This is a genomic window from Alteromonas sp. ABM1_013, from assembly GCF_056160505.1.
The window spans coordinates 735,558-751,097 of sequence record NZ_JBSWXH010000002.1 but is presented as its reverse complement, the minus strand read 5'-3'; the positions used below and the strand labels follow the sequence as shown (position 1 = coordinate 751,097).

Sequence of the window (15,540 nt, the reverse complement as noted above, 5' to 3'; positions counted from 1 at the left end):
AAGGACAGCGTAAAGTCTACAACTAAATTGTAATTATGACTTAGCTGAAGGGAGAGGAAGAGAGAATTAAGACGCTATTTCAATTGAACGAGAAATAGCGCCTAAATTTTTAGAGGTGCTTGTGAGGTTTACTTTTTGTCTTTGTAGTAAGACATCATACGGCGACGTTTGCGCTGCTGCGCCAAGGTCAGATTAGCTTTTTTACCCTCAAACGGGTTACTACCCTCTCTGAATTCAATCTTGATAGGCGTGCCCATAATCTCTAGCGCTCTTCTGAAATAGTTCATCAAGAAGCGTTTGTACGAACTCGGAAGATCGTCAACCTGATTGCCGTGAATGACAATAACGGGCGGGTTATAGCCACCTGCGTGAGCATACTTCATTTTCACCCGACGACCGCGAACAAGTGGTGGCTGATGGTCGTCCTGTGCCATTTCCATGATTTGAGTAAGCAACGCTGTGTTAATACGTTTGGTCGCACTCATATAAGCTTCTTGCACTGATTCGAACAGGTTCCCCACACCGGAGCCGTGAAGCGCCGAAATAAAATGAATACGGGCAAAGTCGACAAAGCCCAAGCGACGATCCATTTCACGCTTTATGTCGTCTTTCACATCAGTGCTCAGCCCATCCCACTTATTTACAGCCACAACTAGCGAGCGCCCTGAATTCAGAACAAACCCCAGCAAGCTTAAATCTTGATCAGTAATACCTTCTCTGGCATCGATAACTAATAACACCACGTTTGCTTCTTCAATCGCTTGAAGGGTTTTTACAATAGAGAACTTCTCTACGGCTTCACTGATCTTTCTGCGCTTTCTTACACCTGCAGTGTCTATAAGAATGTATTCACGCTCGTCCCTTTCCATAGGGATATAAACGCTATCACGGGTTGTACCCGGCATATCATAAACAACAACCCGTTCTTCACCTAAGATGCGGTTTGTTAGCGTTGATTTACCTACGTTTGGCTTTCCTACAATAGCTAGCTTAATAGGCAACTCTTGTAAACGCTGACGCTGAGCTTCGGCATCTTCTTCTTCCTCTGGCTCTTCGTCGACGATTTCCATGTCTGGGAAGTCGGCTTCTAGTGGTTTCAGAGCATCCTGCAGTAACTGGCTTACGCCACGGCCATGTGCCGCTGCAATTTGCTTTATCTCGCCTAAACCTAAAGAGTAAAATTCTGCGCTTTCACTATCGCCGTCAATACCGTCAACTTTGTTGGCTACAACAAATACTTTCTTGTTTATGCGCCTGAGGTGATCAGCAATACCTTGGTCGGCGGGCAGCATTCCTGCTCTTGCATCAACCAAAAATAAAACCACATCGGCTTCTTCGATCGCCAATAAAGACTGCTGTGCCATTTCAGCATCAATACCTTCTTCATCACCTGTAATACCGCCGGTATCAACAACAATGAACTGGCGCTTTTCAAACTTCGCTTGGCCGTATTTACGGTCGCGAGTTAACCCAGGGTAGTCTGCAACAAGTGCATCACGGGTATTAGTAAGGCGATTAAACAAGGTTGATTTGCCAACATTAGGGCGGCCAACCAAAGCAACAACGGGTAACATTTATCAGATCCTAAGGGTCATGAAAGCTAAAAAAGCACAAGCCACATCCACCATGTAATCAAGCAACGTTTGGGAAGTTTATGCTCTAACGACTAAGAATTTGTGATGAGGCTTTTAAGAATGGGCGCATTATACCTTGTTCACTACCTAATACCAATCCGCATAGATAATTGCCCACTCAGCGAGAATTAAAATGTTCGTAATCGCGGCGTGTTACCGCAGGTATAGTGGTTCAACATCACAGTAAAGATATTCATGCCAAACTACGGCAAACTACGAATAAAATAATAAATAAAAAGGGCGTTTTAGGTCACACCTAAAACGCCCTTAAAAGGATGTATCAAATTATGAGGTACTAGTTTGGCGCGCGTACCGAGACTACTTCACCATTTCTGGTTACAGCAATAATATTACCGTCAACATTCAGCGGCGCTGCGAAAATAGCGTCGTCTTCATCGTCACCGCCCACATCAAGTCGAGCCACTACTTCACCAGATTCTTGTTCTATCCAGTGTAAGAAGCCCCAATTATCACCTACTACAATATGCTCGCCCACTGGGGTCGCTGCAGTTAGCGAACGCTGTTTAAGCAAGCCTTGAGACCATAGCTCTACGCCATTTCGTCTATCAAGGGCATAAACATTAGAGTTGTTGTCTACAACAAAAATACGGTTGCCATCGATATTCAGATTGCGGAATGATGCGTATTCACGCTTCCAAATAATGCGACCTGAACGAAGCTCTACAGCGGCCAATGTGCCGTTATAAGAAACGGTGTAAATAGTCCCGCCGTAAAGCACTGGGGTAGTATCAATATCGACAATACGTTCAAGTTCTGTCGCGCCAGAAGGCGTTCCAATGACTGTTTCCCAAGCAAGCACACCGGTTTCGATAAGATTTACTTGAATTTTACCGGTCGGGGTACCCACGATAGCGCCGCCGTTTGAAGCAATGGGGCCTGAGATACCTCGAAGCGTTAATGGGGGCGTATCGCCTTCGTGTCTCCACATTTGCTCGCCGGTTCGGGTATTAAAGCCAAACAAACTTCCAGCGCCTGTGTTGACCACAAGGATCCCTTCATCAGCAGCTGGGGCTGCAAGAATTTCTCCAGGTACCGTCGCTTCCCAAACAAGCTCACCTGTTTCTGCGTCCATTGCCGCTACATAGCCATTTTCAGTACCGATGAATACATGTCTATCTGCAACAGAAATACCGCCAATACGGGCTGTTTCACCACTTTGCCATAGCTTAGTGATTGAACTCATCATGCCTTCAGAACGAAACTGTGCGAAGTCTTTTTCCCACAACACCTTTCCTGTATCAGGCTCCATCGCGACAACAATGCCATGACGATCAGCAGCAAAAAGCTTGTCATAAGCATATACAGGGCGCAGACGTGAGAAGTAATGGTCTACACCATCACCAATATCACGGTCCCACACTAATTCAGGAGTAAACTTAGCTTCAATCGGCTTTAAACGACGAATTTCCAGTTCTTCTTCATCTGCAAACCAGTCTGAAATCGTAGAGCAGCCAGACATTGTGATAGACACTGCCAGTGCCATACCTATCGTGCGAGCAAATCGACCTTTACGGCCACACGTGTTGTGAAACAAATTGCGTACCTCTTTATTATTTACACCAGCCCAATGGGCATCGCTTACTGTGCAGCAGAAACCGACAGGTTATCTAACTTCATTTGTAAAAGCGGATTGTTGGCATTTTTTTCTAACGCATTTGAATAAGCTAAACGAGCATCGTCAAACTTGCCTTGTTTTTGATACACATCGCCTTTTAGTTCAGAAACCTCTGCTGCAAATGCGTCGTTAGTAACATTGCTAAGCGTAGACAACGCCGCATCAAGCTGGTTCATTTCAATTTGCACCCGAGACAAACGAAGCGACGCTAGTACCTTCATTTCATCGTTTTCAGCAAAGGTAACAACGCTATTTAGGTGCGAAGCAGCAGCATCTAAATCGCCTGCATCTACCGCTTGCTTAGCCGCAAGAAGGCTGGCAATACTCGCATACCCGCTATCTTTATTTTCTTCGATGAAGGCCTTAACTTTCGCATCACTTCCTTCGGTGCCAAATGTTTCTACCGCATTTTGATATTCAACCGATGCAGCTTCTTTATTTTCAATTTGCGCTTCAGAATACGCTCTCCAGCCCCATAGGCCGCCTAAACCTAGCGCAGCGCCAACGATAATAGCTGTACCGTGCTCTTTCCAAAAACGCTTAATCGCTTCTACTTGTTGTTCTTCTGTTGCGAACTGTTCCATGATGTCCTCTATTTATTTTGCGCTCAGCATCTCTGCAACCTTATCAGATAAGGCATCAAAGCTGACCGTAACTTGTTCTTGACCGTCGCGCATTGGTTTAACACCCACTTCGCGAGACTGCATTTCATCATTACCTAAAAGCAGCGCCAAACGTGCGCCCGTTTTATCTGCACGTTTCAATTGTTTCTTAAAGTTTCCGCCGCCACAATGCATCATAATGCGAGTATTGGGAAGCGTATTTCGAAGATGTTCCGACACTTCAATAGCATACGACTGCGCTTCATCACCCATTGCGGTTACATATACGTCGGCAAAGCTCGTATCCTGACCTTCTTCGGTTAGTGTTGTCAGCAACAGTACCAAACGTTCGATACCCATAGCAAAGCCTACCGCAGGTGTCGCTTTACCGCCTAACTGCTCTACTAAACCATCGTAACGACCGCCAGCACATACTGTACCTTGTGCACCTAGGCTATCGGTAACCCATTCAAACACAGTACGGTTGTAATAATCTAACCCGCGTACTAAACGAGGATTTATTTCGAACGCGATGCCTGCTTGGGTTAAGCGCGAACACAGCGTATCAAAGTGTGCTTTAGATTCTTCATCGAGGTGATCGATTAGCGCTGGCGCATCGGCAATAGCAGCTTGAACATCAGGGTTCTTAGAATCGAGTACGCGAAGTGGATTTGTTTCAAGTCGACGCAATGAATCTTCGTCTAGTTGGTCTGCACGCTCTTTTAAAAATTCAACCAGCGTATCGCGATAAGCCGCACGCGCTTCGTTTGAACCTAAGGTATTTATTTGCAGCTTTACATGCTGTTCGATACCAAACGCTTTCCAAAAACGTGCGCTAAGAAGAATAACTTCTAAATCGATGTCAGGGCCGTCCATGCCATAAGTTTCTACACCGAACTGATGGAACTGGCGATAGCGTCCTTTTTGTGGACGTTCGTGTCTGAACATGGGCCCCATGTACCACAAGCGCTGCTGCTGGTTGTACAATAAACCATGTTCGTTACCTGCACGCACACAACTTGCCGTACCTTCTGGACGCAGTGTTAAGCTGTCGCCGTTTCTATCTTCGAAGGTATACATTTCTTTCTCAACGATATCGGTCACTTCTCCGATAGAACGTTTGAATAAGTCGGTGCTTTCAACGATGGGTGTGCGTATTTCTTGGTAACCGTAACTCGCCACCGTTTGACGAAGTACAGATTCTACCTTCTGCCATGTACCGGAAATCTCCGGTAGGCAGTCATTCATGCCTCGAATTGCCTGAATAGTCTTAGCCACGTGAAATTCTCATACTGCTAAATAGTGAAAAGCCCCGCATTATAGGGGCTTTGGGAGTAAACAACAATGAACAAAAAATGCCTTAGTCTTTGACTGATACCTGAATTTTATTTTGTTCACTCATACGCGATGCCTTGGCGCGAATTTTAGCTTCTAGCTTATCGACCAAATCATCGTTTGGAAGGCGCTCTTTTACGCGCTTTCCGTCTTCGTAAAGACCGCTCATATTGCGCGCACCTGTAAGTCCCAGATCAGACACTTCTGCTTCGCCTGGGCCGTTAACCACGCAACCGATGATAGACACGTCCATTGGTGTAAGAATATCTTCTAATCGTTGCTCTAGCGCGTTTACGGTGCCGATTACATCAAACTCTTGTCTAGAACAACTGGGGCAAGCAATAAAGTTGATACCACGGGAACGAATACGAAGTGACTTTAGAATATCAAAGCCAACTTTAATCTCTTCTACTGGGTCGGCCGCCAGTGAAACACGAAGGGTATCGCCAATACCTTCGGCAAGAAGCATACCTAGCCCAACCGCACTCTTCACGGCACCTGCGCGCTGACCGCCAGCTTCAGTAATACCTAAGTGCAAAGGTTGATCAATTTTTTGCGCCAGCAAGCGATATGCGCCGACGGCAAGAAAAACATCCGATGCTTTAACACTGACCTTGAACTGGTCAAAATTGAGTTTATCTAAAATGTCTACGTGGCGCATAGCCGACTCGACAAGGGCTTCTGGCGTGGGTTCACCGTACTTTTCTTGTAAATCTTTTTCTAACGAGCCACCGTTTACACCAATTCGGATAGGGATGTTTTTGTCTTTTGCACAATCAACAACCGAACGCACTCGCTCCATGTTACCGATATTTCCCGGATTGATGCGCAGGCAGTCCACACCGTATTCCGCTACTTTAAGCGCAATGCGGTAGTCAAAATGAATGTCTGCAACAAGTGGTACACTTACCTGCTGCTTAATTTCTTTAAAGGCTTCAGCGGCTTCCATAGTGGGTACCGATACGCGAACGATTTCGCCGCCCACAGCAACAATACGGTTTATTTGATCGACAGTCGCAGCCACATCTGTGGTGCGGGTATTTGTCATAGATTGAACAGCAATGGGAGCACCATCACCAATGGGAACGTTACCTACATTAATACGCGTAGACTTTCGGCGCTTAATAGGGCTTTCTGCAAACATCTAATTACCTATAAAGGAAGTACAAAACGAGCTGTTCTACCATTTTGATATGGAGAAATATCAACAGCGTCGCCGTTAACTGATATGCGCACATTATCCGGTGCGCCGAGCGTAACTTCAACAGGAGGAACGCCTTGAATTTCCATTACACGCCCTTTTTGCTTTACACCGTAGGCGATAGCCTCGCCAGAGGCGTCTTTAATATTAACCCAACAGTCATCATCAAAGGTAAAAACCATTGTGATAGGCGCAGCATCAGTTTGAGTGTTAAGAGCGTTATCAGCTAACGTTTCATTATCGCTAGCTGCCGCGTTTACCAGTGCAGTAATATTGTTACTGCTGTCAACTGCAGTGTCAGGAGCCGAAATGGCGCCATCGTCAAGGTCGCCGCTTTGAGTAAAACCATTATCCTGCCCATTTACATCGCTGTTTGCACCTGCTAATTCAGCGTCATCAGAGCCTGTATTTGAGACATCATTGATTTGAGATGAGCCTTGCTCTGAGCTTCCCGTTGATGGTGTGTTAGCCGACTCACCTTGTAAAGTTTCAGCACCGCCTAAATTTCCATTTTCTGTTCTGGCATTTGAAGAAATTGGCGTGTTTGCCGCCTCTCTCTTTACGGCCTCATTTAAGGGCAGTTCAGCAACGGTGTCGTCACTTGGCTGTTGATACCACCACACGACAACGCCAGCAATGATGAGAAGTAAAATCGCATAGGTAACCATCATCCAACGGTCATCGTGTGTCTGTTTTGCGACACGTTTTGAAAAACTCTGTAGTTTTTCCGATGAAGGTACTGATGTTTGATTGTGGAAGCGTTCAAATGCCTCAATAACCGCATGGGAGTTCATTCCCAATTGTTTGGCATAGTTTCTTACATAGCCTTTAGTAAAGGTAACTGACGAATTCTCGTCAATTACATCACTTTCTAAATCATTGATTTGTTTAGCCTTTAAAAACAACTTATCGGCAATATCTTGCTGAGACAAACCTAGCTTTTCGCGACGTGCTTTAAGCATTGCCCCTGGGCTTGGCGTATTTTCTTGTTGTTGCGAAGTAACTTCTTCTTTCGCGCTTTCTTCTGACACCATTAAATCTTATCCCTCCTGCATACTTGGTGGTACTAACCAAATCGTCTGACCAGCAATAATAGCGCCAGTATTTTCAAGGTTATTCCACTTTTGCAGTGTTGCCATTTTGATATTGTGCAATAAAGAAATACGATATAAGTTTTCACCCTCTTTTACTACATGGAATTTGTTGTCAGGCGCAGATAATTCAGTATTTTGCTCTCTATCTTCGGCTTCTACCGTGGCAACCTGCTTTTGCTTACCATTTAGGGTGTCGATTGACTTATCAATCCCGGTTGTATTAGAAGCCGCCGGCTCACTTGCACTTTCGCCAGTTTGGTTTTGAACGGCTTTTTCAGATTCTTGCTCAACAGCGGGTTGTGCTGCCTTTTTATCAGGAGAAGAAGCCTTGGATTTTATTACGACTTTCTTTTGTAGCGCGTCGCGATGAACCAAATATCGCTTCGTAAGTTCACTTTCAGGGAACAGAGAAAGCAACATATCGCCATACCCCTTCGCTTTTTCTAAATCTTTCTGGCCTTTGGCGATTTCATAAGCCAGCCACAATGAATCTGGGGTAACCTTGGCAACACGTTGGTATTTTTGAAGTGTTATTTCAGCTAAGTCCCACTGCTCAGACACTGTATACAGTTCACTTAACAAGAATAGACTCTTACCGCGGGCCGGTTGGTGCTGTAAAGCATCTTTAAAGTAACCGATTGCTTCATCAAGTTTACCTTGGCTTTGCGCGCACAAGGCCAAGTTTTCGTAGGTTTGCGCCGCGTTTGCGTAGAGACGGTTATTAATCGCGTCGAAGAAATACGCTTTGGCTTTATCGTAATCGCCATTTTGGCATTTAAACGCACCATAGCTATTGGCAATATCCCCATCGTCAGGCGCTATATCAATGGCAGTTTTGTAATATTCTTCTGCTCGCAAGTTATCGCCTACTAACTGATAGTAATACGCCATAGCGTACTGAACATCTGCAGAGCGAGGGTTAAACGCAAGCGCCTTGTCGAGGTTCTTTTTTGCCTGCGTGTAGTTATTATTTTGGAGGTAGGTAAGGCCAAGAGACATGCGCGTCTTGGCGGCTTCTTCGTGATCAAAGTCACCGCCATACATGCCTGACTGGCTGTTACTAACACAACCAGCAGTGAGCATTACCGCGCTTAATAATCCAATTCTAAGTGAAGTTCGCAATCCTGCAACCATAGTATTACCCTATTATCTTAATGATTATTGGGCCATTTTTACTGAAATTGCTTCGCCCTTCACCTGTTTTTTTAACAATCTTTTCGTTCTGTCTACAACATCGCCCACTAATTGACCGCATGCCGCGTCAATGTCATCGCCTCGGGTTTTACGCACAACAGTGGTAAACCCATATTCCATAAGCACTTTTGAGAATCTGTCGATGCGCGAGTTACTAGAGCAAGTGTAAGGCGAACCTGGGTATGGGTTAAAAGGTATTAAATTTATCTTACTAGGAGTATCTTTTAATACCTTAGCCAGCTGGTGCGCCTGCTCAGTGCTGTCATTAATATTCGAAAGCATTACATATTCAACGGTTACGCGTCCTTGGTTAGCTTTAGATTTAGCTAGGTAGCGGCGTACCCCTGCTAAGAATGCTTCGATATTGTATTTCTTATTAACCGGTACAATTTCATTACGCAGTTCGTCGGTGGGCGCGTGTAGCGAAATAGCAAGTGCGACATCAATCTGATCGCCCAGCATATCAAGTGCAGGTACAACACCAGATGTACTTAGCGTAACGCGGCGCTTAGATAGACCGAAACCAAAATCATCTAGCATGATGTCCATGGCCGGCACTACGTTTTTAAGATTAAGCAGCGGCTCACCCATGCCCATCATTACTACATTGGTGATTGGGCGTTTGCTTGAGTCTTTAGAAAGGCCAAGGAAAGTAGCTACGCGCCATACCTGACCAATAATTTCACTCACGCTTAAGTTACGGTTGAAGCCCTGTTGCGCGGTTGAACAGAAGGTACACTCTAGTGCACAACCTACTTGTGACGATACGCATAACGTCGCACGATCAGTTTCAGGGATCCAGACAGATTCAACTTCCTGACCGCCTTCAAGGGTAAGTGCGAACTTGATAGTACCGTCGCTCGCTTCTTGGAAGTAAGCGATTTCAGGGGCTTTAATCTCGCAATTTTCAATGAGCATCGCGCGAAGGTTTTTGTTGAGGTTACTCATTTCCTCAAAATCGCTGACACCGTGCTGGTAAATCCATTTCATTACCTGGTCGGCACGAAATGGTTTCTCGCCCATTTCTTTAAAGAAATTGCGCAAGCCTTCGCGATTTAAGTTTAATAAGTTAGTTTTTGCCATGAATAAGATGACCCTTTTACCTTCGAGGGATGCCCCTCTAACTGCTGAATATGGTGTATAAACCAGCGATTCGATTATGTCTTGAGCGACATTTAAGAAAAAGAAAAACGCTGATTAAAATTTGCGCGGATTTTACCACAGATGAGATACGAGAAAAAGTCGATTTAACGCAGAGAAAGGTTAAGTTTGGTAATGCGCGAGAAGCGTGGTTTAGCTTGCCTAAATGAGCGCCGAGCAAAGCAGCATATCGCGTGTTCAAATCGTTCTTAGCGTCTGAGCGCGTTTTAGGCAATGCGCGAGAAGCGTGGTTTAGCTTGCCTAAATGAGCGCCGAGCAAAGCAGCATAAAACGTGCTCAGGAACAAAAACGGGGCCATAAGGGCCCCGTTCTTTCTACCAGTGTAATCTTAGCGAGTACGTGGGCAGATTTCTTCTTCAGAGAAAAAGTAAGCGATTTCACGTGCTGCTGACTCAGGCGCGTCAGAACCGTGAACTGCGTTCTCGTCGATTGACGCAGCGTAGTCTGAACGTAGTGTACCTGCAGCTGCATCAGCTGGGTTAGTTGCGCCCATGATTTCACGGTTAGCTAGAACAGCGTTTTCGCCTTCTAGTACTTGAACCATAACTGGACCAGACGTCATGAAGTCTACAAGTGCGCCGAAGAAAGGACGCTCTTTGTGTTCTGCATAGAAGCCTTCTGCTTGCTCTTTGCTCATGTGGATCATCTTAGATGCCACAATGCGAAGACCTGCAGATTCGAAACGGTTGTAAATTGCACCGATTACGTTTTTAGCTACCGCATCAGGCTTGATAATCGAAAAAGTACGCTCAAGAGCCATGTTCTCTCTCCAAACAAATTGTGTATGTATCTTTAAATTTTGGCCGCGAATTATAGGCAATTAATAACGGCTTGACCAGCGCCTTTTTAAATCAGGCGTAACGTATTGTTTTTACTTGTAATGTAGTGTCAGATTAACTTAACAGCTATGACAATATGATGACAGTGTATACATTATTGTGCGAAGGCAGATATTTTAAAGCAATAATATCTGCACTGGTGATAGCTGCTACCGGTGGTTAACGTGAAGTTGGATAACTGACCCAGCAATAAGGTTTTAGGCGTTAGCTTTTGCAAGCTCTTGAATTTTACCCACGATAGCGCGTAAGCCATTGCCTCGGGTCGGAGTGATATGACGCTCAAGATCTAACGCTTCAAAATAGCCGTCGATATCAAACGCCAAAATATCCTTTGGCGTTTTGTCGTTGTAGGCGGCGAGTACTAACGCTAGTAACCCTTGAACAATAACGGCGTCACTGTCCACATCAAAGTTGATTTTATTACCGTCGTAAGACTCTACCAACCACACGCTGCTCTGACACCCCTTTACTAGACGTTCAGGCGTCTTAGCATCTTCTGGTAAACCCGGAATAGATTTTCCTAAGTCAATGATGTACTGATAACGCTGTTCCCAATCGTCGAAGAACGCTAAATCATCAATAATTTCGTCACTGCTAGGTAGTTGCATTGCTATTTCCGTAATTGTGTAAAAAGAATTATAGGTAGGCGGTACATTAACCGCTTAAAAGAACAAACCCGCTTCAAGCTGTGCTTCTTCACTCATCATGTCTCGTGACCAAGCTGGATCAAAAACCAATTCAACGTTCACGTTTTTAACATGAGGCACCATAGCTACGCGATATTCCACATCACCTACTAAAACTGGCCCCATACCACAGCCCGGTGCTGTAAGCGTCATATCGATATTTACGGCACCAGATGCTTGGTCAATATCCACCTTATAGATAAGGCCGAGCGATACAAGATTAATTGGAATTTCTGGGTCATAGATAGTTTCTAAAGCATCCCACACTTGCTGCTCACTGATGCTCCCATCCTCGGGAGCGTCAAAGCTTAGCGTCATGGCTTTACGGCCAATAGCTCCAGCATCGGTACCGTCAATACGGTACATATTACCACGCCAGGTTACGGTGTAGTTACCACCTAGCTCTTGCGTGATATTAACAAACTCACCTTCGGGTATAACGGTGGGATTGCCTGCAGGAACCAAACGTGCCTTACATTCACGCTCGGTGGTCACCATTTTTTGCTTCATAAACGACTTTGTACTCTTGGTAATACTCGTTGTGGGCTATGAACGCAGGCGTTAACCTACGTTGAAGCTTTCGCCACACCCACATTCATCAACCACGTTAGGGTTGTTGTACTTGATGATGCCATTCACACCTTCAGTCACGTAATCGATTTCTGTATTACGCAAAAGGTCTGTTGCATCGGCTGCGACAGCCACATTTACAATAGGAGAAATCTCTACAATTTCATCCCCTGCTTGTGCGCCATCAGCGAAATCAAGCACGTATGCATAACCGGTGCAGCCGCTTACTTTTGTTGATAAACGAATTAACTGACCAGGCTTGTCTTTAAGCTTACTTTCGAAATGCTTAACGGCACTGTCAGTTAGCGTAATGAGCTTTGTACTAGGTACGAAAGTTTCAACACTCATAATGCCTCCTTAGGCCAACATCATTTTTGCTTTCTTAAGCGCAGCGAACAAGCTGTCTACTTCTTCAAGCGTATTATAAATTGAGAACGACGCACGGGCAGTACCCGGAATACCAAAGCGTTTCATTAGCGGTTGTGCACAGTTATCACCGGTACGAATTGCCACGCCTTGTCTATCCAGAATAAAGCCTACGTCCGCAGGGTGAGCACCATCAAGTAAGAAGCTCAGCACCCCTACCTTATTAGGTGCAGTACCGATGATACGCATGCCGTCAAGCGCTTCTGCTTGCTCGGTAGCATAGGCAAGCAGCTTCTGCTCGTGCGCGTGCAGCGCTTTAATATCAAGGGCGCTAAACCAATCTACTGCTGCACCCATACCTATAGCGCCAGCAATGTTTGGCGTGCCTGCTTCTAAGCGGTTTGGTAATGCACCCCATGTGGCTTCATGGTAAGTCACATCTTTGATCATCTCGCCGCCTACCTGCCATACTGGCCAGGTTTCAAGCACTTCCTTTTTGCCCCACAAGCAGCCTATACCCGTTGGACCGAAAAGTTTGTGCCCTGAAAACGCGTAAAAATCACAACCAATATCTTGTACGTCAACGCCGCCGTGAGCAATGCCCTGAGCGCCATCAACTAATACCCATGCGCCAACTGCTTTCGCTTTTTGGGTAAGTGTCTTAATTGGATTAACCGTTCCTAACGCATTCGATACATGAGGAAAAGCCACCAGCTTAGTGTTTTCAGACAGCAATCTGTCGAACGCTTCAACATCAAGCTCACCACTATCGAAAATAGGCACAACGTTTAACGTTGCCCCCGAGCGGCGGCAAGCTTGCTGCCAAGTCACTAAGTTAGCGTGGTGCTCCAGCTCGGTCACCATCACTTCATCGCCTTCAGTAAGTAGCTGACTTAAACCATTAGCGACAATATTAATAGCTTCGGTGGTACCGGCAGTCCAAATGACTTCTTCGCGAACGTTAGCATTAATAAACGTAGCAACGCTGGTACGTGCATTTTCGTAGCGGCGCGTGGCTTCATCGGATAAATGATGCGCTCCGCGGTGCACGTTTGCGTTCGTACCCGTGTAAAAATCTACCAAGGCGTCAATCACGGCCTGTGGTTTTTGCGTTGTTGCCGCGTTATCGAGGTATACCAGCGGTTTGCCGTCTACCGTTTTCGATAAAATAGGAAACTGGGCACGAAGTGCTGCAACGTCTAAACTCATTTCACCTCCATCTGGGCGAAACGCTCGCTTAAGATAGGCGCAAGCCACTCACGTACTGCTACGTTTGGCACATCGTTGATAAGCTCTTGGATAAAACCGAAGTTCAGCATAACTAGTGCTTTACTACGCGAAATACCACGAGTAAGCATGTAATACAGCGCTTCTTCTTCAATCTCTGCCACAGTCGCACCATGGGCACATTTCACGTCGTCAGCATAAATCTCTAGTTCAGGCTTGGTATTAATGACGCCTCGGCGAGATAGCAATAGATTGCGGTTGTTAAGCTCAGCAAGTGTTTTTTGCGCGTCACGATGAATATGAATGCGACCATTGAACACGGCACGTGCTTTATCGCCTACTATCCCGCGCGCGTTTTCTTCTGTTGTACCATTAGGCATTGCGTGCTCAATGGTTGAGTGAAGGTCGAAAAGCTCGCCTTCTGCTAGAAGATAAATAGCGTTCATTTTCGCGTCAGCGAACTCACCAGCGTGATGAATATCTACGTCTAAACGAGATAGCTCACTGCCATAGCCCACCATAGTGCTGTTAAGCGTAGTGCGGTTATGAAGCTTAAAGTGGCTGCCGCCTAATTGCTTAGCTTTGCCAGTAAACATAGCAAAACGATAGTGCTCTAGGTGAGCATCATCCGCCAAATCATATTCAGCAAACGCTGTGGTTAAACTTTCCGTATCGCCAAAACCTTGCTCGATAACAGTAGCACTTGCGCCTTCTGCTACTTTCACTACCACGCGCGTATGAGCGTCTACATTTTGTGAAGCCATGTTCACGATGCGTACCGGCGTGTCGATTTTTACGCCTGCTTCAACACTAATAAATATACCGTGCTGGCAAAGCGCGTCGTTAACCAAACCAAACATATGACGGGTTGGCTTAACTTGACCGTAAACACTGCTAATAGCTTGCTGCGTAGCTGCATCGTCGGTATTGAGCGACGTAATTGTCATGCCAGCAGGCACGTTCAAGGTGTTTACTTGCGTTACCAATACACCATCAACGAAAATTAAGTCGATAGCATTCAGGTTTTCTATTGCTGGAACTGGCAGGCTGTCTGCTTGAACAGCTTGTTTCGCTTCACGCTTTTCTACAGGCGTGAGCGGCGTAAAACGCCAGCTCTCGCTTCTACGCGCTGGCCAGCCGTCAGCTTTTAACTGTTTTAAGGCCTGTTGACGCACGGGCGATAAATAATCTTCCCGCTGTGCGCTATCAATGACCTGTTCTAGCCATTGACTCATGCCTCAGCCTCCTCGTACGCCTTACCTAAAAATGCATAACCGCTCTTCTCTACTTCTAGTGCAAGTGAAGCGTCGCCGCTTTTCACGATTTTGCCGTCAGCAAGAATGTGCACAAAGTCAGGCTTAATGTAGTCAAGAAGACGCTGATAGTGAGTAACAACGATGAAACTACGCTCGCCGTCGCGCTGGCTGTTAACGCCATCTGCAACAACCTGTAACGCATCAACGTCAAGGCCTGAATCAGATTCATCTAGAATGCAAAGCTTTGGCTCTAACAAAATCATTTGCATGATTTCGTTACGCTTCTTCTCACCACCAGAGAAACCTTCGTTCACACCACGCTTTAGGAAGTCTAGTGGAAGCTGAACTTGCTTACAGGCTTCTTTAGCTTTTTTAAGGAACTCAGCAGCCGATAGAGGCTCTTCGCCACGCTCTTCGCGCATAGCGTTTACCGACTCTTTCATAAACTCCATGTTGCTAACGCCAGGAATTTCTACTGGATATTGGAACGCAAGGAAAAGGCCTTCGCGGGCACGCTCTTCTACTTCAAGCTCAAGTAGGTCTTTGCCATTAAGCATGGCTTCGCCTTCGCTAACTTCATAACCGTCACGGCCAGATAGCACGTAGCCTAGTGTACTTTTACCGGCTCCGTTGGGACCCATGATAGCGTGTACTTCACCAGGTTTAACTTCAAGGTTAAGACCCTTAATGATGTTTTTCTCTTCCACGCTGGCATGTAAATTCTTGATACTAAGCATTG

The 15,540-nt window shown here is 45.7% G+C and carries 15 protein-coding genes; all 15 read right to left on the bottom strand.

Annotation, left to right across the window (positions count from 1 at the left end):
- Positions 1–128 precede the first annotated feature (128 nt).
- The 15 genes from der to sufC all read right to left on the bottom strand — a co-directional run bounded on the left by der (position 129) and on the right by sufC (position 15,538).
- Positions 129–1,574: a ribosome biogenesis GTPase Der gene (der, locus tag ACXAGK_RS07845; protein WP_474855438.1), complete on the bottom strand. Its 1,446-nt coding sequence runs from the start codon at positions 1,572–1,574 to the stop codon at positions 129–131.
- Positions 1,575–1,929: 355 nt separating this feature from the next.
- Positions 1,930–3,189: an outer membrane protein assembly factor BamB gene (gene bamB / locus ACXAGK_RS07840; RefSeq protein ID WP_474855436.1), complete on the bottom strand. Its 1,260-nt coding sequence runs from the start codon at positions 3,187–3,189 to the stop codon at positions 1,930–1,932.
- 44 nt (positions 3,190–3,233) lie between these two features.
- Positions 3,234–3,854 carry a YfgM family protein gene (locus tag ACXAGK_RS07835; RefSeq protein ID WP_474855434.1) on the bottom strand — a complete coding sequence of 207 codons (621 nt, stop codon included), beginning with the start codon at positions 3,852–3,854 and terminating at the stop codon, positions 3,234–3,236.
- A gap of 12 nt (positions 3,855–3,866) precedes the next feature.
- The gene (gene hisS, locus ACXAGK_RS07830; RefSeq protein ID WP_474855432.1) at positions 3,867–5,150 is read right to left on the bottom strand and encodes a histidine--tRNA ligase; all 1,284 of its coding nucleotides are present in this window, start codon (positions 5,148–5,150) and stop codon (positions 3,867–3,869) included.
- An 82-nt stretch (positions 5,151–5,232) separates the two neighbouring features.
- Complete coding sequence (ispG, locus tag ACXAGK_RS07825; protein WP_461851742.1) at positions 5,233–6,351, bottom strand: flavodoxin-dependent (E)-4-hydroxy-3-methylbut-2-enyl-diphosphate synthase; 1,119 nt, start codon at positions 6,349–6,351, stop codon at positions 5,233–5,235.
- A gap of 8 nt (positions 6,352–6,359) precedes the next feature.
- Positions 6,360–7,442: a RodZ domain-containing protein gene (locus ACXAGK_RS07820; protein WP_474855430.1), complete on the bottom strand. Its 1,083-nt coding sequence runs from the start codon at positions 7,440–7,442 to the stop codon at positions 6,360–6,362.
- 6 nt (positions 7,443–7,448) lie between these two features.
- Positions 7,449–8,636: a type IV pilus biogenesis/stability protein PilW gene (pilW, locus tag ACXAGK_RS07815; protein ID WP_474855428.1), complete on the bottom strand. Its 1,188-nt coding sequence runs from the start codon at positions 8,634–8,636 to the stop codon at positions 7,449–7,451.
- Between the two features lie 24 nt (positions 8,637–8,660).
- Positions 8,661–9,779 carry a dual-specificity RNA methyltransferase RlmN gene (gene rlmN, locus ACXAGK_RS07810; RefSeq protein WP_012518999.1) on the bottom strand — a complete coding sequence of 373 codons (1,119 nt, stop codon included), beginning with the start codon at positions 9,777–9,779 and terminating at the stop codon, positions 8,661–8,663.
- A 406-nt stretch (positions 9,780–10,185) separates the two neighbouring features.
- Positions 10,186–10,617 (bottom strand): nucleoside-diphosphate kinase, encoded by a 432-nt coding sequence (gene ndk, locus ACXAGK_RS07805; protein ID WP_012519000.1) that lies wholly within the window; start codon positions 10,615–10,617, stop codon positions 10,186–10,188.
- A 276-nt stretch (positions 10,618–10,893) separates the two neighbouring features.
- Positions 10,894–11,304 (bottom strand): SufE family protein, encoded by a 411-nt coding sequence (locus tag ACXAGK_RS07800; protein ID WP_014999055.1) that lies wholly within the window; start codon positions 11,302–11,304, stop codon positions 10,894–10,896.
- A 54-nt stretch (positions 11,305–11,358) separates the two neighbouring features.
- The gene (gene sufT, locus ACXAGK_RS07795; protein WP_474855425.1) at positions 11,359–11,892 is read right to left on the bottom strand and encodes a putative Fe-S cluster assembly protein SufT; all 534 of its coding nucleotides are present in this window, start codon (positions 11,890–11,892) and stop codon (positions 11,359–11,361) included.
- A gap of 51 nt (positions 11,893–11,943) precedes the next feature.
- Positions 11,944–12,300, bottom strand: a complete 357-nt coding sequence (locus ACXAGK_RS07790; RefSeq protein ID WP_025255915.1) for a HesB/IscA family protein — start codon at positions 12,298–12,300, stop codon at positions 11,944–11,946.
- Positions 12,301–12,309: 9 nt separating this feature from the next.
- Complete coding sequence (locus tag ACXAGK_RS07785; protein WP_474855423.1) at positions 12,310–13,527, bottom strand: aminotransferase class V-fold PLP-dependent enzyme; 1,218 nt, start codon at positions 13,525–13,527, stop codon at positions 12,310–12,312.
- A complete protein-coding gene (gene sufD, locus ACXAGK_RS07780) occupies positions 13,524–14,780 on the bottom strand; it encodes a Fe-S cluster assembly protein SufD (RefSeq protein ID WP_474855422.1) in 1,257 nt (418 codons plus the stop codon). Before sufD ends, ACXAGK_RS07785 begins: the two co-directional genes overlap by 4 nt.
- Complete coding sequence (gene sufC, locus ACXAGK_RS07775; protein WP_474805697.1) at positions 14,777–15,538, bottom strand: Fe-S cluster assembly ATPase SufC; 762 nt, start codon at positions 15,536–15,538, stop codon at positions 14,777–14,779. Before sufC ends, sufD begins: the two co-directional genes overlap by 4 nt.
- Positions 15,539–15,540 lie beyond the last annotated feature (2 nt).